The 20,449-nt window shown below is 40.2% G+C and carries 12 protein-coding genes; 6 read left to right on the top strand and 6 right to left on the bottom strand.

Annotated elements, in window-relative coordinates:
* Positions 1–5: 5 nt before the first annotated feature.
* The 5 genes from AS141_RS22435 to AS141_RS22415 form a co-directional block, all read right to left on the bottom strand.
* Positions 6–3,134: a SusC/RagA family TonB-linked outer membrane protein gene (locus AS141_RS22435; protein WP_057939951.1), complete on the bottom strand. Its 3,129-nt coding sequence runs from the start codon at positions 3,132–3,134 to the stop codon at positions 6–8.
* A 476-nt stretch (positions 3,135–3,610) separates the two neighbouring features.
* Complete coding sequence (locus tag AS141_RS22430) at positions 3,611–5,533, bottom strand: OmpA family protein (protein ID WP_057939950.1); 1,923 nt, start codon at positions 5,531–5,533, stop codon at positions 3,611–3,613.
* Positions 5,534–5,537: 4 nt separating this feature from the next.
* A complete protein-coding gene (locus tag AS141_RS22425; protein WP_057939949.1) occupies positions 5,538–6,164 on the bottom strand; it encodes a 7-carboxy-7-deazaguanine synthase QueE in 627 nt (208 codons plus the stop codon).
* A 130-nt stretch (positions 6,165–6,294) separates the two neighbouring features.
* The gene (locus AS141_RS22420) at positions 6,295–6,750 is read right to left on the bottom strand and encodes a GNAT family N-acetyltransferase (RefSeq protein ID WP_057939948.1); all 456 of its coding nucleotides are present in this window, start codon (positions 6,748–6,750) and stop codon (positions 6,295–6,297) included.
* 85 nt (positions 6,751–6,835) lie between these two features.
* Positions 6,836–8,437, bottom strand: coding sequence for an amidohydrolase (locus AS141_RS22415; protein ID WP_057939975.1), 1,602 nt, complete (start codon positions 8,435–8,437; stop codon positions 6,836–6,838).
* A gap of 173 nt (positions 8,438–8,610) precedes the next feature.
* Between AS141_RS22415 and leuS the strand changes: the two genes are divergently transcribed.
* The 3 genes from leuS to AS141_RS22400 all read left to right on the top strand — a co-directional run bounded on the left by leuS (position 8,611) and on the right by AS141_RS22400 (position 13,334).
* Entirely contained in the window at positions 8,611–11,385 is a 2,775-nt protein-coding gene (gene leuS, locus AS141_RS22410) for a leucine--tRNA ligase (protein WP_057939947.1), read from the top strand.
* Between the two features lie 75 nt (positions 11,386–11,460).
* Complete coding sequence (locus AS141_RS22405; protein WP_232424990.1) at positions 11,461–12,495, top strand: glycosyltransferase family 4 protein; 1,035 nt, start codon at positions 11,461–11,463, stop codon at positions 12,493–12,495.
* Complete coding sequence (locus AS141_RS22400) at positions 12,495–13,334, top strand: FkbM family methyltransferase (RefSeq protein WP_057939945.1); 840 nt, start codon at positions 12,495–12,497, stop codon at positions 13,332–13,334. Before AS141_RS22405 ends, AS141_RS22400 begins: the two co-directional genes overlap by 1 nt.
* Positions 13,335–13,337: 3 nt before the next feature.
* Here the strand turns inward: AS141_RS22400 and AS141_RS22395 are convergent, their stop codons facing one another.
* Positions 13,338–16,097, bottom strand: coding sequence for a T9SS type B sorting domain-containing protein (locus AS141_RS22395; RefSeq protein ID WP_198293593.1), 2,760 nt, complete (start codon positions 16,095–16,097; stop codon positions 13,338–13,340).
* 1,333 nt (positions 16,098–17,430) lie between these two features.
* Here AS141_RS22395 and AS141_RS22385 point away from each other — a divergent pair.
* The 3 genes from AS141_RS22385 (at position 17,431) to AS141_RS22375 (ending at position 20,442) form a co-directional block, all read left to right on the top strand.
* Positions 17,431–18,594, top strand: a complete 1,164-nt coding sequence (locus AS141_RS22385; RefSeq protein WP_057939942.1) for a dipeptidase — start codon at positions 17,431–17,433, stop codon at positions 18,592–18,594.
* The gene (locus tag AS141_RS22380) at positions 18,594–19,322 is read left to right on the top strand and encodes a VIT1/CCC1 transporter family protein (RefSeq protein WP_057939941.1); all 729 of its coding nucleotides are present in this window, start codon (positions 18,594–18,596) and stop codon (positions 19,320–19,322) included. Before AS141_RS22385 ends, AS141_RS22380 begins: the two co-directional genes overlap by 1 nt.
* Before the next feature lie 358 nt (positions 19,323–19,680).
* On the top strand, positions 19,681–20,442 hold the full coding sequence (locus AS141_RS22375) for a DUF5995 family protein (RefSeq protein ID WP_057939940.1): 762 nt from the start codon (positions 19,681–19,683) through the stop codon (positions 20,440–20,442).
* The last annotated feature ends 7 nt before the right edge of the window (positions 20,443–20,449 follow it).

Raw genomic sequence — 20,449 nt, 5'->3', positions numbered from 1 at the left:
GTCAATTAAAATGTTATTGAAATAGAACCGCCGTAGAATCTGGTCGGAGGAGTGTTAGCCAAGGTAACTATCCCCACAGCATTCCCCTCTGTAGAGAAATTATAGTCAGGATCTGTATAGATGTTAGACTTAGGCGTAAAGAGCAATAAGTTTCTTCCTTGAGCTGTAATAGTAGCACTTTGAATGAAGCCAAATCTGCTCATAAAACTTGCTGGTAAATCATAAGAAAGCGCAACTTCCCTCAATTTCCAGTAATCACCTGCCACTACGTAATTTTCCGCTACGTTTCTTCTAAATGAGCCGTCAGTCCAGAAACCAGCTCCACCATCAGTGACGGTAATGTTTGTGTTTTCAATATATGTCCCTGGATTCTCAGGATCTTCATAGGAAGAGTTAGGAATCACAAAACGTTCTCTGTTGAAGTAAGCTGTGGTAGCCCCCGAGCCAGAGAAATCAAATGAGCCTCCACCAAAGTAGTAGATGTTGTACCCACCTCTATATTCCGCTAAGGCATATAATCTGAATCCTTTATATAGTACTTCAAGGTTTACTCCTAGTCTATGCTTTGGAATTGTGTTTCCTAAAAGCTGTTGATTATCTGCCACACTTGGATATCCAGACTGTGCATCTACTATAATTCTTCCCTGATCATCTTTATTATAGACCGTTCCTTGAAGCATAGGAAAAGCCTCTCCTTCAACAGCATAGACCTGCGCAGATCCACCGGTATTAAGTCGCAACTGAGGAAGATCATCAGAAATAGAAACTACCCAGTTGTCATTGAATGTATAATTCGCCCCTACATTCACCTGCCAGTTGTTTCTTGCAAGCAAGGTCACATTTAACATTGTTTCTATACCTCTATTGGCAACTTCCCCAGTATTCTGAAGATAACTGGTAAAACCAGTTGAAGGCGCTACTCCTGTAGGCACGGTTTGATCAACAGTCCGTGAGTTATAGTAAGTAAAAGCACCATTTACTTTATTCTGCCATAACGCAAAATCAACTCCAAATTCATATGCTGTAGTAATCTCAGGTTTCAAGTTAGCAGATACCAATCTATCATCAAGTGCATACCCTGTAAGTCCTCCATAAGGAAATCCATTAGAGGGACTAAAGGTTGGATCTAACAAATACGCACCATAATCTCTACTATTTCCTAAGTTTACCTGACCTACCTGAGAGATACCACCTCTTAATTTTAAAAGGTCTATTGTACTGGATTCTCTTACTCCGTTGATCGCCTCAGACGCAACAAACGATAAGTTTGCAGCAGGATAAAAGAATGAACGATTCTCTTTTGCAAGAACTGATACCCAGTCGTTTCTTCCTGTCAATTCCAAAAACAAGAAATCTTTATACGCTGTTTTTAATTGGGCAAACACACCTACTTGAGAAGATTTATAATTATTTTCTTCTACGCTCGCTTCCCCTACTCTATTTGAAATATTAAACAGACCAGGAATAACCAATCCGTTCGCTTCTGTTTCTACGCGCTTGTACCTGTTTTGTCTAAGGCTATTTCCTAGTATTAAATCAAAGAACAAATCATCTCCAACTGCTTTCTTGAAATTGATGAGGAGATCGGAATTTATTTGATTGTTAAAACCGCTATAATCGGTTACTCCACCGGCTACATCTGTTTTAGAAGAAGAAACCTCTTTAGTATAGTCTGTAAAAGTAAACTTATCGAAATAATCCTTGCCGTAGAAGTTTCTATTTGATATGCCTACTCGATATACGACATTCATCCATTGAACCGGCTTATACTTTAATTCTATATTTCCGATTATGTAATCATTTCCTGATTCACGACGATTGTTATCAATCGCGAAGTAAGGATTGTCGTAATATTCATTGTAATAGCCATTTGGATTAGCAAAAGGATCATTTCTCCAGTCGCTATAATCTGTCAATGGAATATGGCCCGGAGTCTGGAGAATGTTATCAAACATTCCATCAGTCTCTGTAGTGATGTCATATCTATTTTGAACGTAATTAGAATTAAAGTTCAATGTCAATTTGTTTCCAAAATCCCTCGTACTGTTAAATCGAATTGAACCGCGTGTATATTGATCTCCAGGGGTAGTTCCGTCATTAGTCAACCATTGAGCCGAGAAGAAATTTGAAGAATTTTCGCCTCCACCAGTGATTGCCACATCAGTTTGATTGGTAATACCAGTTTCCCAAAAATTTTCTTTTGCTCCAGTATAAGAATATGGAACGGTCTGGATAGAGCCATCTTCCAAAGGCTTACCTATCTCTACCATAGATCCATCGAAGCGAGGGCCATATTGCTGGTTTTCATAAGGAACATACTGATGCGGATATCCACTTGCATAGCCTGACCCAAATTCTTTTTGTATTTCTGGGTAAAAACTAACTTGCTCCACATTTACTGTATGACCGATAGACACTCTAGTCTGACCAGACTTGCCTCTCTTTGTAGTAATGATTAATGCTCCATTTGATGCAGCAGATCCATATAATGCAGCGGCATTAGAGCCATTCAATACAGTCATTTCCTGAATATCCTGAGGATTCAGGTTTCCAAGGATCTCGTTTGGAACAATCACGTTATCCACTACAATCAAGGCTTCATTGTTACCTGTCAATGAACGGCTACCTCTCAAGGTCACCCTCACATTTGGATTAACCCCAGAACCAGTAGTATTGATCTGCATACCTGCTACCTTACCAGTCAAACCAGCAGCAACATTCAGAGCTCTTCCTTGTGCCACGTCCCGGGTCTCAATACTCGTAGCATTATAGCCCATCTCTACTCTTCTGGACTCAATACCCGCCGCACCTGTAATTACAACTTCATTTAAGCTCTGTACATCTGGTTGCATAACAACGTCAATGACAGATTGCTGGCCAATGTTGATCTCTTGTGTAGTAGTCCCGATGAAACTAAACACTAAAACGTTCCCATCAGCTGGAACGTTCAATTCGTACTTACCATCGATGTCTGTGGCAGTACCTACGCTAGTACCTTTGACTAAAACAGTTGCACCTGGGATTGGCTCACCATCTTCGGCAGAAGATACTATTCCGGTTACTTTACGCCCCTGTGCAAATGCCACAGCACCTACCAGAAACAGCGAAAGCCCTAGAAGTAAAATTTTCTTCATAAGTAATTTGGTTTATATTATGCCCAATGATATTCTTATTGATGCAATATCGCAAAGCAGCAGATTATAAATTTATCTGGACACATTAGAAGGGTATTTTATAAAAATTCAGCCTTTTACTAAAAAACAAAATTATAATTGGTAAATACTTAGCTAGATGCCGATTGTAATATTTTTGTTTTGTTATTCCAATGTTAACAAAAGTTAATTTTTCGCTAAATTTAATGAAACGAGGTTCTGTATTAAATATTGCGCTTAGGAAGATTTAAAATTTCTTAATTTACCTTCAATACAGAATTTTAATGTATCCAAAATTAAAACTAAACCCCATTTTTATTCCAATATTCCTTTTGGTAAAATTATATCCTGAAACCAGTAAATCGGAACAATAGGGAAACTATATTAATAAAAATTAAACTTTCTTAATAGTCATGTTTAGTATGTGCTAGTCATTAAGAAATACTATGCCCTATTAACTACAGAATTTTGATAGTTATTCTTCGGTTAAGCGCTTGGTTTTGAGGAGTGGTATTGGGGACCATCGGCTGTTTATCTCCCATTCCCTCTACCAGCACACGCCCTTCATGAAATCCCTCTGCCATCAAAAAGTCCTGGACACTTTTGGCTCTCTGCAAACTAAGGTCCAGATTGTAACTTGCGCTACCTACATTATCTGTATGTCCCGTAATTAAAATATTTACATTAGGATTTTCTGCCATAAACTTAACAAGCCTTTTCAGAGATGAAACAGACTCTGGTTTCAAGCTGTACTCATCAAACTCAAAAAAAACATTTTCAAAGACGAACTCTTCCCCTGAAGCTACAGGTACTAATTCCACTTTTAAATCTTTTACATTCTGAATCTTATCGCGCTCCACATTATAAATTTTTGGCAAAAACCCTTTTTTTTCCACATAAAGCCCGGAAATAGCCTTATCCGGATAGAGCATCATAAACTCCCCTGTTTTACCATCTGAATTAAACTGGTACAGGGTGCTGTCGTTGGTCAATGACACCAGGGACAATGCAGCATCTATCGGTTCGCCTGTTTTTGAATTAAATACTTTCCCTTCTGTTACAGTCAGGTTTTCCCCCAATGATATTTCATCCGGGAACTTGAACCTATACAATATAGAGCGGTCATTTTCTGTTTTGGAGGTAGTTAGCTCTGTAAAATAAGCGTAGTCTTTTTGAGCAGTAATAAACAAGGCAACTTGGTCCAATTGGTCATTGATAGGCATGCCCAAATTTTCAGGTTGCGTAAATTCTCCATCTTTAACTCTAGATAGCTGAATATCCATCCCACCAAAACCAGGATGTCCGTTGGAAGAAAAGAATAAAATTTCATTGTTGAAAAACATAAATGGAGAGATCTCATCTTTGGAGGTGTTCACAATATCCCCCAAATTCTTGGCAGCAGCCCAATCCCCATCTTTCTGCATGACGCTGTACCAGATGTCATTCCCGCCAAATCCACCCTTCCTATTTGAGGAAAAGAACAATATTCTCCCATCTGCTGAAAGTGAAGGCTGAGAATCCCAAGCTCTTGAGTTTACGTTTTTTCCCATATTCTTCGGTCGCTGCCATCTGCCATTCAGCTTATAGGCTATATATAAATCACAGCTCCCTTCAGAATCCGGTGCATCACAGGAAGTATAAATTAGAATATTTCCATCTGCGGTAATCGTACAAGTTCCTTCATTATAAGGTGAATTTATTGCATCAGCGATACTTTGAGGCTTGGTCCAACCTCCATCGGGAGCCATAAAGGCCATAAAAATATCCTCTTTATCATGATTGCCTACCCCATCTCGTTTGGTAAAAAGAATTTGTTCACCATTGGCGGTGAGAACTGGGAAATATTGGAGCTGAAAACTATTTAATGGATCTGCAAGTCTTTCTCTCTCTATCACGCTGACCTTATCTAACTGGCTCTGAAGAAACTCCATCTGAGCTTTCATATCCCGATAATATGCGGTATTGCGGAAATCCTCTTCAAACAGCGGTTCGATCTCCCTAAATTCATCATGGGCCATCTTAAACTTTCCCTGCTGAAGATACAAATTGATAAAAACCCAACCAATATCCACTTTGTGTTTGGCTGTTGCTTTCGGATTCCTCAGTTTGGATCTTCCAGCTATTGCGGTCTTCTCAGCAATCTCCAATTTGCCCTGGGTAATCTGAATTTGGGCTAGCTTCACATAAGCTTCTATAAATGAAGCCTCCCGTTTAATTGCATCTTGAAATTTTTCAATTGCAGCATCATATTGCCTAGAAATAGTCAGCTCCTCTCCCTCCTGGTACATTTTTATTGCTTTTCCATCAATGATCGAGTAGCTCTGGGAATGAGCCATCGAGACGGAGAAAAACAGCAAATAAAGAAGTAAAACAGGGCGCATGGACTTAGGGAATGTCCATAAATTTATGAGTTTGAAGTGAAATTTTCCATTTTGGTTGATTTTTTACATAATCAATGATCATTGGAGAGAATTTCCCAGCTTTGCTCCACTCAGGCTGCAATCGTAATTCGCAATTGGAATTGACTAGATTTGCATGCTCTTCTGCAAAAGCAAAATCACTCTTGTGAAATACCACCACTTTCAATTCATCCGCTTCAGCATAAATAGATGGATGGGGCTTTTTGAATTTTTTTGGGGAAAAACACACCCAATCAAAATTTCCCGAGAAAGGATGAGCTCCTGAAGTTTCTATATTTGTAGTGAATCCTTTATCCTTCAGTAAGGCAGTCAAAGGCCCCAAATCATACATTAAGGGCTCTCCGCCTGTGATCACTACAAGCCTTCCTGGAAACGCTAAGGCATCAGCTACAATCTTATCTATGGATAAAACCGGCCACTTGCCAGAATCCCACGATTCCTTAACATCACACCAGATACAGCCCACATCACAGCCTCCAAGCCGGATAAAATATGCAGGATGCCCAGTAAATCTTCCTTCTCCTTGTATTGTATAAAAAGCTTCCATTACCGGAAGCTTTTTCCCTTGCGCTACTTCTTCTTCAATATTCATCTGAATTTTTGGTAAAGCGGGCAATTGAACCGCTGGGTGAATGATGCCGCAAAGGTAAGGTTTTTTATATTGGAAAGTGAAAAAGTGATCATATTGGAAAGCTTGACTACCAACGTTTTCTCCTCTGATGTTATAACTTTTTCATCATCACAATTCGATAATCCTCCACGGAATCCTTACGGATTACTTCCATAATCTTAAAACCTCGTTTGAGCCCAAAGCTGATCATAGCAGGAAAGCGATTTCGGGTTTTGAAGAATATTTTCTTGAAACCATTCTCCCGCGCCCAATCCTCCTGGAATTTAGCCAAAGCCGAAGCCACTCCAGCTTTACGAAATCCGGGAATCACACCTCCCATCCAAGAGTAAAAAGTCTTATGATTGTCACCTTGATACCCTACCTTAAAACCTACAACCTTCCCTTCCAACTCTGCCACCAACGCCAGATGAAGTGTGTTTTTTAAACGCTCCCCATAATACAACATGCTTATCTTAGAAGGGAATTCCGGGATCTGCTGATGGATTAAATACAACTCATCAAAAGATGCTTCTCTTATTACCAATCGAAAAGGAAGGTCTGTTTTCATTGAATGAAATAACTAGCACCAACTCTAAATTACATACCTGCAGTTAAGCAGATTAACGTTATCCACAGCTGAGAAAAATTTCAGCTTATTTTTTCAACGTCGGATACTTCACACCTAATTGTTCCAAGTAGCTGTCAAACTTTGTTTCATCGTAATAAAACTTTTCCAATTCTGGCCGAAACTGATCCATAATGCGCTTGTTTAGATAAATTGGCGCTTCATCTTCAGCTTTGATCATAGGCTTATATTCTTCCTCTTTTGTCTGGACATTTTTAAAATAATCCCAAGCTTCATCTACCAGTTCCGGTTTCAGCAAGAAATCCAGAATTGTCATCGCCTCAGCTTTGGCACCAGCTGTCACACCTTTATGCGCGATTGGCGTAGCCATCGCAATTGCATTAGCCCAATGGTGACCGGGAAGTCCCGGAATATTGGATGGAAACCTTAAAGTCACTGTAGGTACCACCCAAGAAACGTCTCCAATATCATCCGAACCTCCGGATTTAAGCTCAGCCACAGGTAATCCAAGCGTATCCAACTTAGTGGATAAGCCTTCCACTTTAGAAGCACCCACTTCTGTTTGTACCGCCTTTGCCAATTCCTGATCAGCCTCAGACCAATCGGGTAAGCCTACTTGCAAAATATTTTCATACATTTTTTCCGCGATCACCTTATTGAAATGCCTAGGCCAAGCTGTACCCAGAATCCTGGACTCTACTTCAGTATCTGTCATCAAAGCTGCACCCTCAGCCATTTTATTGGCAACCTCATACATTTCCATAATCCCATCATACTTCACATCTCTTAAATAGTACCAAATTGAAGCTTTTGAAGGGACCACATTGGGCTGATCTCCACCATCGGTAAAAATGGAATGTGACCGCTTTAATGGATCCAGATGCTCTCGTCTATAATTCCAACCAACATTCATCAATTCAGCGGCATCCAGTGCACTTCTTCCCCTCCAGGGAGCTCCGGCAGAATGCGCCGCTTCACCACTAAAGGTATATTCCACTGAAATCAAACCAGTGCCTGAAGCAGCCCCATAGCTTACTCCAAGGTTATTTGCAACATGTGTAAAAATACATAAGTCAACATCCTCAAAAAGTCCATCTCTAACGAACCATGCTTTTGAAGCAACCAATTCTTCAGCTATCCCAGGCCAAAGAATCAGTGTACCTCCAATATTCTCACGCTCCATGATTTTTTTCACAGCCAAAGCTGCTGTGATGTTTAGGGGGATTCCGGCATTATGACCTTCACCATGGCCTGGTGCTCCCTCGACAATAGGCTTATGATAAGCCACACCGGGATATTGTGAAGCTTTAGGGATATCATCCACATCAGACCCCAAAGCAATCCTCGGGCCTTCCCCATTGCTCCAGATGGCAAACCATGCCGTAGGAATTCCAGAAGCCCCTCTTTCTATGGTAAACCCATTGTCTGCAAGAATCCCGGTGAGGTATTTTGAAGATTCTATTTCTTGAAATCCCAACTCTGCAAAACTGAAAATCTTATCCACCATCACTTGGCTCATTTTAGCTTCTGACTCAATTAATCGGGCAGCTTCCTCTTTAAGAGAAGCCAGTCTTTTATCTGCTTGTTTATTTTGGGCAAAAGAACCTGTAGTAACAAAAATGTTTAGAATAAAAAAGCAACAAGAGAGTCTCAGCAAGGATGGTTTCATAGCATTGGTGGTTAGGTCGAGAATGAAAATACTAAAATGGGAGCATCTATTTTTCAAAAAATTGATTAAAGGAAAAAACTGGATGTTGGAGGAATTATGAATTTGGATTCCAAAGCCCGTCAATTTTTCTAATTTTGCAGGCGTTCAGCTTAATAATAACGAATAATTCAATCATGGCGGAGTATAACTTCAGAGAAATCGAGAAAAAGTGGCAAGCATACTGGGAAAACAACCAAACATTTCAAGCCAAAGAAAATCCTGACAAACCGAAGTTTTATTCATTGGACATGTTTCCCTACCCTTCAGGCGCGGGACTCCATGTCGGACATCCCCTTGGATACATTGCATCAGATATTGTCAGCCGTTTTAAGAAACTGAAAGGCTACAATGTACTTCACCCAATGGGATATGATAGTTTTGGTTTGCCAGCCGAGCAGTATGCTATCCAAACGGGGCAACATCCAGCCATCACCACTGAGCAAAATATCGCTCGTTATACAGAGCAATTAAAAAATATCGGATTTGCTTTCGACTGGAGCAAGGAAGTTCGAACATCTAATCCTGATTACTATAAGTGGACACAATGGATCTTCATGCAGCTTTTCAATAGCTACTACGATCAGGACGCGGATAAAGCACTATCGATAGATTCATTGATCAAACATTTTGAAAAGGAAGGCAATACCACTATAAAAGCCGTGTGCGATGATGAAACGCCACTATTCACCGCTGACCAATGGCTTGCTTTTTCAGAAAGAGAAAAGCAGGAAATGCTCTTAAAATACCGCTTGACTTTTTTGGCCGAAACTACTGTAAACTGGTGTGCAGCATTGGGAACTGTTCTATCAAATGATGAGGTAAAGGACGGTTTCTCCGAACGTGGGGGGTATCCAGTGGAGCGCAAAAAAATGATGCAATGGTCGATGCGAATCACCGCTTATGCTGATCGCCTTTTGCAAGACCTAGAAAAAATCGATTGGTCTGAACCGATTAAAGAAATGCAGAGGAACTGGATTGGAAAATCCATCGGGGCCGATGTTGTTTTTCAGGTGAAGGATTCGGATCAAACCATCAAAGTCTTTACGACCCGAGTGGATACAATATACGGTGTAACTTATTTAGCTTTGGCTCCAGAGTCTGATTTGGCGGCCTTGCTGATTACTGAAGATCAGCGAGAAAAAGCTGAAGCATACATTGAAGTGGCGAAGAATCGCTCGGAACGTGAACGGATGAGTGATGTCAAAACTATATCAGGTGCATTTACAGGTTCCTATGCAATCAATCCGTTTAACGGTGAAGAGATCCAAATCTGGGTTGCTGACTATGTATTGGCCGGATATGGTACGGGGGCAGTGATGGCCGTTCCTGCGCATGATGAGCGGGATTATAACTTTGCTAAGCATTTTGGGTTAGAGATCCGACAAGTAATCGAAGGCTCTATGGAAGATGGTTCTTTCCCAGGAAAAGGCGGTTTAATCATCAATTCAGGCTTCATTTCCAATCTTTACATGAAAGAGGCTATGTCCAAAGCCATTGAATTCCTGGAAGAGAAAGGGATAGGCAAAGGAAAAATCCAATATAGAATGCGGGATGCGATCTTCACCCGCCAGCGCTATTGGGGAGAGCCACTGCCAGTCTATTTTAAAGATGGATTGCCCTATTTAATTGAAGAAAAAGATCTGCCTTTGGTATTGCCTGAGGTAGATAAATATTTACCCACTGAAGACGGCGAACCGCCCCTTGCCCGGGCGACCGATTGGACTTACAAAACATCTGAAGGAGAATTTCCTTTGGAAAAAAGCACAATGCCAGGCTGGGCAGGCTCAAGCTGGTACTTCTTTAGGTATACTGATCCAACGAATGAGAATGTGTTTGCGGATAAAGCAAAAACAGACTATTGGGGTGCAGTAGACTTATACATTGGAGGTTCTGAGCATGCGACAGGACACCTTTTATATTCTAGGTTCTGGACCAAATTCCTTTATGATCTTGGTTTGGTAGGTGTTGAGGAACCGTTCCAGAAGATGATCAACCAAGGAATGATCCAGGGAAGGTCAAACTTTGTCTACAGAATCAAAGGCACTAACCAATTTGCCAGCTATGGCTTAAAAGATCAATACGATACTTCTGCCATGCATGTGGACGTGAATATTGTCCATAATGATCAGTTGAACCTGGATAAATTTAAAGCATGGCGACCAGATCTGATCAATGCAGAATTTATCTTAGAAGACTCCAAATACATCTGCGGGGCGGAAGTTGAGAAAATGTCCAAGTCTAAATACAACGTGGTGAATCCAGACGATATAATCGAACGTTATGGAGCGGACACCTTGAGATTGTACGAAATGTTCTTAGGACCTTTGGAGCAATTCAAACCATGGAATACAAACGGAATCGATGGCGTTTTCAAGTTTCTTCGTAAGCTTTGGAATCTATATCATACAAACTCCGGTGAATTTAAGGTATCGGATAGCGAGCCTAGCAAGGAAGAATATAAAGCGCTTCACAAAGCACTGAAAAAAATGGAAGAAGACATGGCCAACCTATCTTTCAACACTTCTGTATCAAGCTTTATGATTTGTGTGAATGAATTGACAGCCTTGAAGTGCAATAAGCGGAAAATATTGGAGCCAATAGCCCTGCTGGTGTCTCCGTATGCACCGCATATTGCGGAGGAACTTTGGAGCCTTTTGGGCCATGAAACTTCTATTACCGAAGCTACTTTTCCTGTCTTTGACGAAGCCTACCTGAAAGAAAGTACTTTTGAGTATCCCGTGATGATAAACGGGAAGATGCGAGCTAAACTTAATCTTGATCTTTCACTTTCCAAAGATGAGATCCAAGAAGCTGCCTTGGCAGAGGAAACCGTACAAAAATGGCTGGAAGGCAAAGCTCCAAAGAAGATTATTATTGTGCCAGGTAAAATTGTGAATCTGGTGGTTTAAAAACTGTTCAAACAAATAGCTTATTCTCCCAAAGGCTAAATGGGTCAACCAAAAATACTCTACATCACACCATCCATGCAGTCATTTGTAAAAAGTGACATCAGGATACTGTCAGCGTATTTTCAAGTTCAAGTCATCAATCAGCCTTGGAGCAATAAAAAACTTGCACCGCTCAATTTCATTACTCAGTTCTTCGATATGCTTTTCAGTATTTCGGGGTCAAAGTTTATACTTGTCAATTTTGGAGGATACTGGGCTTTTTGGGCAACCATCTTTGGAAAGGTATTTTCCAAAAAAGTATATATCGTCACTCACGGCACAGATTGCGCATCCATTCCTGAGATTAACTACGGAAGCCTTCGAATCAGTTTGCTCAAACGAATTTGTAATTTCAGTTACAGAAGGGCCACTGCAATCTTTCCTGTGAGTGAATCTCTGATCGAAACCGAGTTGCTTTTCGATCCTGGGGTCACCTCCAAAAAACAAGGACTTTTTCATCATTTCCCTGGACTCAAAACCCCAATCGAAGTCATTTACAATGGACTTGATGAAAATCAATGGACCTTTCCAACTGACAAAAACCGAATAGAAAACAGTTTCTTAGCTGTCATGTCTGCGAGTCAGTTCACCTTAAAAGGCGGGGATCTAATTCTTGAAATTGCTAAGGAATATCCTAGTTGCAGTTTCTATTTTGCAGGCGTACAGAGTTCAGAAATCATCTTTGAAAGAGCACCTAACGTACATTTTCTAGGGTTTCTTTCTGCCGAACAATTAAAAAGCTGGTATCAAAAAAGCGAATTTTACTTCCAACTTTCCAGCTTCGAAGGTTTTGGCTGTGCACTCTGTGAATCAATGCTGTGCGGAGCAATCCCTATAGGATCTGGCACAAATCACATCCCCATGATTGTTGGGGATTCAGGATTTATTATCGCCAATAAATCACTCGAAGTCGCAATTCCTATCATTGATAAAGCGCTCAATGCTCCCAATAAAGATTTACTTTCCATAAATTCACGACTTCATATTCAAGCTAACTATTCGCTGCGGGGAAGAGAACAGAAATTAATTGAGTCTCTAGAGCGATTTACAGGCGAGTCATACACCAATTAATGGAACACTTCTTAAGCAAAATCTCAAGGAATTTATACGTGATTCCTGGTGGCTTTTTTGTCACCAAATTGTTTCGGAAATTCTTCTCTTCCTCAAGTAGTGGGGAAAATTGGAGGAATTTCGAATTTAGGGGTGTATCGATGAAGGTGGATATTTCCAAGCAGATGGGCAATGCCATCTACTGGCGAGGTGCGCACGACTGGGCCCCAATTTTCGTTTTGGAGAAGTTCTTAAAGGCCGGAGACACCTTTATCGATGTAGGTGCGAATCAGGGAGAATATTCCCTTTGGGCAGCAAGGAAAGTTGGTGATCACGGAAAAGTAGTCGCTTTTGAACCCATGCCCCAGCTTTTTGGCCAATTGAAAGAAAACATCCGACTCAATAAATCATTTCAAAAATCTGTTACTCCTGTTCAGCTCGGGCTTTCGGATAAAAAAGGAGAAGTGATACTTTACGCGAGTGAGGATTCTAACGAGGGCACCAACACTATTTATACTACCGATAAGTTCAGCATTGAATTGGGTAAAATAGAGCTTGATACGCTGGACAAACAATTAAATGAGCTAAGTATAGAAGAAGTAAACTTCCTTAAAGTAGATGTTGAAGGGGCAGAACTTCAGGTGCTCAAAGGATCTCTTAATACACTTAAAAAATACCGTCCAATTCTTCTTCTGGAAATCAACAAGGATGCTTGTATAGCTGGCGGCTATCTTCCCGAAGATATTTTAGAATTGCTAAAACCCTTTAACTACTCTTTTTCGAAAATAGGCATCAGAGGTTCCTTGAGTAAAATTGATCAACTTCCAGATTTCTGTAATATTCTGGCCACCCCTCAGTAGCTCTTATTTTATCAAGACAAAGCTTCCTGTTTGAGTTTTAGGCTTCGCTCCTTCTGATTCATACAGATAATTCACTTTGTAAATGTAGGTACCAATTGGCGCTTCTTTTCCTTTGAAATTACCATCCCACCCTTGAGACTCCTGGTTTTGGGAATAGAATATCATTTCCCCCCAACGGTTAAAAATAGAGAATTCAATGAATTGCAGTTGATTGAATACAGGGAAGTAATAATCGTTTCGACCATCTCCATTTGGAGTAAATGCGTCGGGCATTCGAACATACTGTGCCCCGGTAATTTTCAATGATTTACTAATTTCTTTCACACAGCCTAACAAATCGCTCACTTCTAGGCGAACTATGTAGTCCCCTGGGGCAGAGTATTGATGGATTGGATCAGAATCCGAACTTGTATTTCCATCTCCAAAATCCCAAAAATACATCAGGATTGAACTGCCTTGAGAGTGATTATCAAAGCTAACCGGATAGTTAAAATTCAACAATCCTTCATTTACAAGAGATTCACTATTGTATACATAATCGGCTTTTAAATAAACGAAGTCTTCTTCTCCAATGTACAAAGACTCCACTTGACTACAGCCTTCCAGATTTTCAATCTCCACAGTATAGGTACCCGGCAAAAGATCATTATACTCATAATTCCCTTCTGGCAACTCCAAATCTATCAATCTAAATTTCTCGCCTGACAACAATACCCCTTCGATAGTAACCATGTGTTCACTTGTTGATTCAGAGGTAATGACCAACCGGACTGTCAATCCGGGTTCCTCTGGGCAATCCCCTGGTAAAGAGCTTTTGGTAAGCTCGACCGAGAATAGTTTTGCCTTAGGTATCAGCACATCCTTTTTAGCAATACAACCGGTCTGATCTACTACAGATATGCGATGTAGCCCAGGCAATAAAGCTCTATCAGTTTCTGCAGTAGGCACACCTCCCTCTTCCCAAATAACAGAATATGGTGCAACACCATTACTTATTGACAAGCTCACTTTCCGCTCTGGAGTAGATGGCTGACAAGAGCCATCCTCAATAGCCACCTCTATTTCTACTTCACTAACTGCAAAGCCAAAGCCTATTGGACAAGTTCCATCAGGTATCACCGCATAATAAATGGCTTGGTAATCAGGTAGGAAATTTATCCCATTTCCGTATTCAATAGTCGTGCTGGTAAGAGGAAATTCATTGTAATATCTGGTTCCGGCAGGAAATACATCCGTTAAATAAATAGATGGCGAGATCTCCGTATCTCCTTGACTTGTGCAGATTATGACCTTTGGTTCACCGGATTCATATCCACATTTATTTTTCAGGAATTCACCCGCATCTACCTGTATTTCGATCGGTTCGAAAATCGGTGAATTAAAACATTTCGAATCCTCACTGAATCCCACCAGCAAGGGAGTAGTGGGAATTGGTTTTCCAGAATCCTTATTAATTCCCTGAATTTGTCCGTCGAGAACAAAATTAGCGCTGCACGTGTCAATCAATAATTCACACCTATCAGTCACTCGAAGGCTATAGGTAAGTGTTGCCATTAGATCATCCGCATTTTTTGGCAATGGAATTTGTCCTAATTCCCATCTTACTTGGTGTAAAACCTGCGCAGGTTGCTTTCCTGAGTTACCTGCAAAAAAATACTCCCCTCTAGAAGATACATATTCCAATCCTTCAGGAAGGTTTATTTCCAATAGCAAATCTTCAAGTTTAACTCCACCGGTATTTTTGATTTCAACAACTATTTCCAGCTCGTCACCTGGAACCATACTTTTTGATGCATCGAAAGCCTGGTTATTTATAGTTTTCACATAGTGATACCCTTGCACCTCAGGCTCATTAGCATCTACAGCCATAACGATATTATAGATAACATAGGCATCTCCATCGGTGCCGTATCGGAATCGTGTGCTCGTCTGCCCATTTGAAATGATGCTGTTTCCTGCATTCGGAACATCAAAAACCGAGATATCCATCCCTGTATTATTCTTTAAATTCGGGTTTCTTGGATTTCCCCCGGTGAGAATGCTTGAGTTGAAAAAATTGTCAGGAGAATTTCCAGCATGAGAAAGTCTGACGAAATCATTGGTATTAACACCGCGCTCTATTTCAAAATAATCTCCCAAAGCAGCAACGTCTCCCTCACCGGCAGCAATTCCCAATTTCATATTTACTGGCCCATTATCCACAGCTGAAAATCCTGAAATAGGAATGGTAAAATCAGCTACCACACTACCTCTCACGAAAGCATATCCATCAAAAACCGTTATGCTCCTGTTTTCCATCACTGGATTTTCATAGACAACCACCAGAGACCAACCCCCATAATGGTAGTTCGTTCCTTCAAGCGCCCCAAGGTCGGCTACTGTATATTCACCCTCGCCATGCTGCCTGATGTAATCTGTGACTTCCACAAAACCCACATACAAGCCCAAATCATTATCTAAATCAAGCCCATATGTATATCGGATGTCGTTATCTCCAGCGCTGAATTTACCTCCTACCGGATCATCTGGGCCAAACAGTTTCACCTCCCTTCTATCCATCTTTTTTGGAAATCCGTTCTGATCGTTCAAATAATATACATCTTCCGTAGGTCCGCGACCAGACCAATACAACCCTGCAAATAAAACATTGGAGCAGCTTGCATCAGCTCCATTTTCTTTCGGGAAATTAAGCACTGCAGAAGAAGAGTTGATCGTACTGTTATTTCCATCTACATCTTCGAATAGCAGCAAATTATCATTCATCAGATCATCTGAATAATTGGCAAGGCTCAAATTAGTATTGCCGATTAATACGAAATCACCTTTAACATGAAATGTTTTTCTGCTAGGATTGGAAGCTGATGCTCTCTCTGCAAATGGTACTCTAACCTGGCTAAAAACAGAATATTGAATGCATAAAAAAAATATAATGGTAAGAGAAATTAATGAGCTGATATGGGCTTTTATCATAGGGACTCCATAAGAAATCAAATAATGGGATAAATTACTTTAACCAGCCAAATCAACGTGTAAACTTTTGCAGCGTTTATCGCCTCAACTTACTTTGATCCCCCAATTGTAAAGAATTTTAATTTAATTTTAAAACATTAGTAGAGATTATATCATTAAGCAAAATACAGCCTTATCCAAAACTCTTACATTAAAACACTAACTATCGAGTCAGGCCGATGAATGCGGTTCTTGGCCTATGCTCTACCTGAATTATGCGATCTTGAAAGGAAAACCGGAGACTTAATTTCTCTGCCTCTACAAGGATACGGATCCTAACATATCTCGGTCGAAGTAGGTAGCTTTGAAAGAAGCCTAAACATTTAAGGTAATAGAATCGAATCTGCACCAAAATATCAGAATAAAAATGGACTTTCTGGACAATTCAAAGTACGGGAAGTTTTTACTCAGATACCAATACATCTCAGAGACGATTAGGATGTGCTCAATATCAAAATTCCTCCTGAAACAGAAGTTGTTGGAATCTTGCCATTCTATTGTATATGGGATCTGAGGTTTGATGAAAAGCCAGTCTATACAAATGCAGAATACCTCTCAAAAAATCAGCTCCGTATTTTAATTCTTCAAAAAAGGATATTCAGAATTTTTGAAAAGTCTTTTCCAATTACACCAAATTTCCATCCTAATAGATTCAACTTCGATTTATTAACTCTTTTTAACCAGTTTTCCGGATCTTTACAAAATTTTGATCTAAATCAAAGATTTTTATAACCACCTTTTTAAATATTAACAAAATGTTAAAAAACATAAGCATAAAAAAAGGGAGCTTTTTGGAAAAAGCCCCCGAGAGTGGGTCTATTGTCAATCATCTAAAACCAAATATACTTTTGTAATCCTTGCTGTGTATTTGTTTTTTTGATCTTTATATTTTGTTAAACATAATGAAAATGTTTTAAAGCGCCCAAAAACAAACAATTATTTTTTTTCAGAAACACCTAAGTTCCTTCTTCCTCTTTAGGCAATATTGCTTTAGCAATGTCAGAATATCCCAACCTATTTGTATCCAAGGTGTTTTTCTAAGCTCAAATCCTATTTTTCATTATCTTCAGAAGTGTAATCACTTGCTATGAAAAATTTAATTATTGTTCTGGGGGCAATCTTGCTGCTTTACTTTGCCGCTACTTTTATAGTCCCACCTTATATCGAATCTCAAAGAAATCCGGTAAAAACGCCTGCACCGTATTCCACTTCAGCAGTAGCCCAATCGATTTATGATGAATTGGATTTTATCGCAGATTTGCACTGTGATGCATTGCTTTGGGGTAGAGATTTGACCGAAAGGGGAAGTCGGGGACAAGTCGATTTTCCCAGGATGCGGGAAGCAAATGTTGCATTGGAGATGTTTACCATAGTCTCTAAGTCTCCTTCAGGTCAAAACATGCAAAGTAATAGCTCCGATACGTTTGATAACATCACTCCCCTCACCATCGCAAAAGGCGAATCTCCAGCCAATTGGTTTAGCCTTATCAACCGTACGCTTTCACAATCTGAAAATCTAGCAGACTATATTTCAGATGAAGGGAGTAAGGCTATTTTCATTAAAAGCAAATCAGATCTTGCCAGATTGATTGAAGCAAGAAAAGCCGACAAAACTATCATTGGCGGAATGCTGGGTATAGAAGGTGCCCATGCATTGGAAGGAAAATTGGGAAATCTGGATCGCGTCCATGAAGCAGGTGTGAGAATGATAGGACTCACCCATTTTTTTGACAACGAACTTGGAGGATCAGCGCATGGTCAGAGCCAGGCAGGATTAACGGATTTTGGCAAAGAAGTAGTTACAAAGATGAATGAATTGGGGATTTTGGTGGATTTGGCTCATTGTTCGCCAGCAATTGTAGATGATGTTTTGGAAATGACTAATAAACCCGTCATTATTTCCCACACCGGAGTAAGGGCTGTATTGGACTCTCAAAGAAATCTCAGCGATCTACAGATCAAGAAAATTGCAAAAAACAAAGGGATTATCGGTATTGCTTTTTTTGATGGAGCTGTCGGAGTTCCAGAATTGCCAAACATCATTGCATCTATCAAACATGTGCGTGATCTGGTGGGAGTAGAACATGTCGCGCTGGGGTCAGATTATGATGGTTCAGTAGCCGTTCCTTTCGATATTACAGGCTTTCCATTGCTGGTGGATGAAATGCTGAAAGCGGGATTTACAAAATCAGAAATAAAAGCAGTAATGGGTGAAAATATAAAGCACTTCTTTCTGCAAAACCTTCGCTAATGAAAGAATCTACTATACACAAGGACAATATCGGTTTTGGCAAGTTACAAGAATACCTGTCAGAGTTCGTTTATGGAGGAATTGATGGAGCAGTGACCACTTTTGCTGTCGTCGCCGGTGGATTTGGGGCTAATTTAGATTCGGGGATTATTTTGATTCTAGGCTTTGCCAACTTGCTTGCGGATGGATTTTCGATGTCCGTGGGCGCATACTTATCAGCCAAAAGTGAGCGTGAAAATTTCAAAAAACATGAGAATATTGAGTACTGGGAGATAGAAAACCTTCCTGATGAAGAGCGCAGAGAGATCAGTGAAATCTATCAGAAAAAGGGGTTCAAAGGAGAACTTCTAGAGCAAATAGTGACTCAGATCACTTCTGATAAAAAACTCTGGGTAAGCGAAATGATGAAAGACGAACTTAATATGATTAAAGAGACGAAGAACCCATTTAAAATTGGAGTCGCCACCTTTATCTCATTTAATTCAGTCGGATTTATTCCTTTATTGATCTATTTATGGGAGTTTTTTTACCCTTCTGACATCAATATCTTCCTGTGGACAAGCATATTAACTGGCATAGCATTTTGGGTTATTGGTTGGCTTAAAAGCATCGTCAACCAGACTCCTGTTTTTCGAAGTATTTTCGAAACGGTAGCTTTAGGGCTTTTGGCTGCTCTTGTCGCCTATTTTGTAGGAGATATTCTGGAAAACTTTTTCCTAAAACAATGAGGTAAAATGGAGCATGCCTGAAGCATGACATGCATGATCACACACTGGAATGATTACTAACCGTGCTAAATTTCCTGCCTAAAGAACGGTAGTCAGATCCCGAACGTGTTCGGGACAGGCTACGCTTCCTACGTCACGGGACAGGTTATGACCTTTGAAACAAAATTATAACACATGAAATCGAGCACGTCGAAAACGACACAAATCGGGATGATTATTCAGTGTGTGAGATTCCATCTGTTCTTTAAAAATCAAATCATAATCAGATGAAATCGAGCATGACGAAAATGTCACACACTGGGATGATTATAATGCATGCGAGATTCCATATGGCCCTTAAAAGACAAATTATAATCATATGAAAACGATAGATGAGGTACTGGTCCGAATGGATCAAATTGTAGCTGAGTGTAAAAGCAATCAGTCTCGCATAGGTTATTTTTCCATCCTTTATAGGCAAGTGACACGCAGAATTCGTGATGGCATCCTGGTCCGGGAATTTGAAGACAATCCAAGAATGGAAAAGTTGGATGTGCTTTTTGCAAGTAGATTTATTAACGCTTACGATTCTTGGAAAAATGGCCAGAAGCCTACTGAAAGCTGGTTTTTAGCATTTGAAGCAAGCAAGACCAGTAAATACCTGGTACTGCAGCACTTGTTCCTTGGTATCAACGCACACATCAATTTGGACCTTGGGATATCAGCTGCGGATACAATGGGAACGCAGCCTATCGCAGGCATTCAGAACGACTTCAATAAAATCAATGCGGTTCTTTCAGAATTGGTAGAAGGTGTCAAAACCAACATCGGCAACGTGTCTCCAATATTTGGCTGGTTAATTCCCTTGGCAAAAGGCCGCGATGAAATGCTCCTCAATTTCTCCATACAGCTTGCACGGGATGGTGCCTGGAAATACGCCGGTGAATATCACGGGTGCGAAGATCGAATCGCCTCTATTAGTGAGCGGGACATAAACATTGCCAGACTCGCCAACAAGTTGATCAATCCAGGGAAATTCTTATTATTTATGGTGAAAATAGTCGGTTTTGCAGAATGGAAATCTGTAAGCCGTACAATGGATCAACTGGATGTGGTAGTGAAAAAAACTCAGACGAACTAAAAAGTAG

Origin of the sequence: Algoriphagus resistens, assembly GCF_001442615.1 — a bacterium.
Lineage (GTDB): Bacteria > Bacteroidota > Bacteroidia > Cytophagales > Cyclobacteriaceae > Algoriphagus > Algoriphagus resistens.
This window is presented reverse-complemented; position numbering and strand designations above follow the sequence as displayed.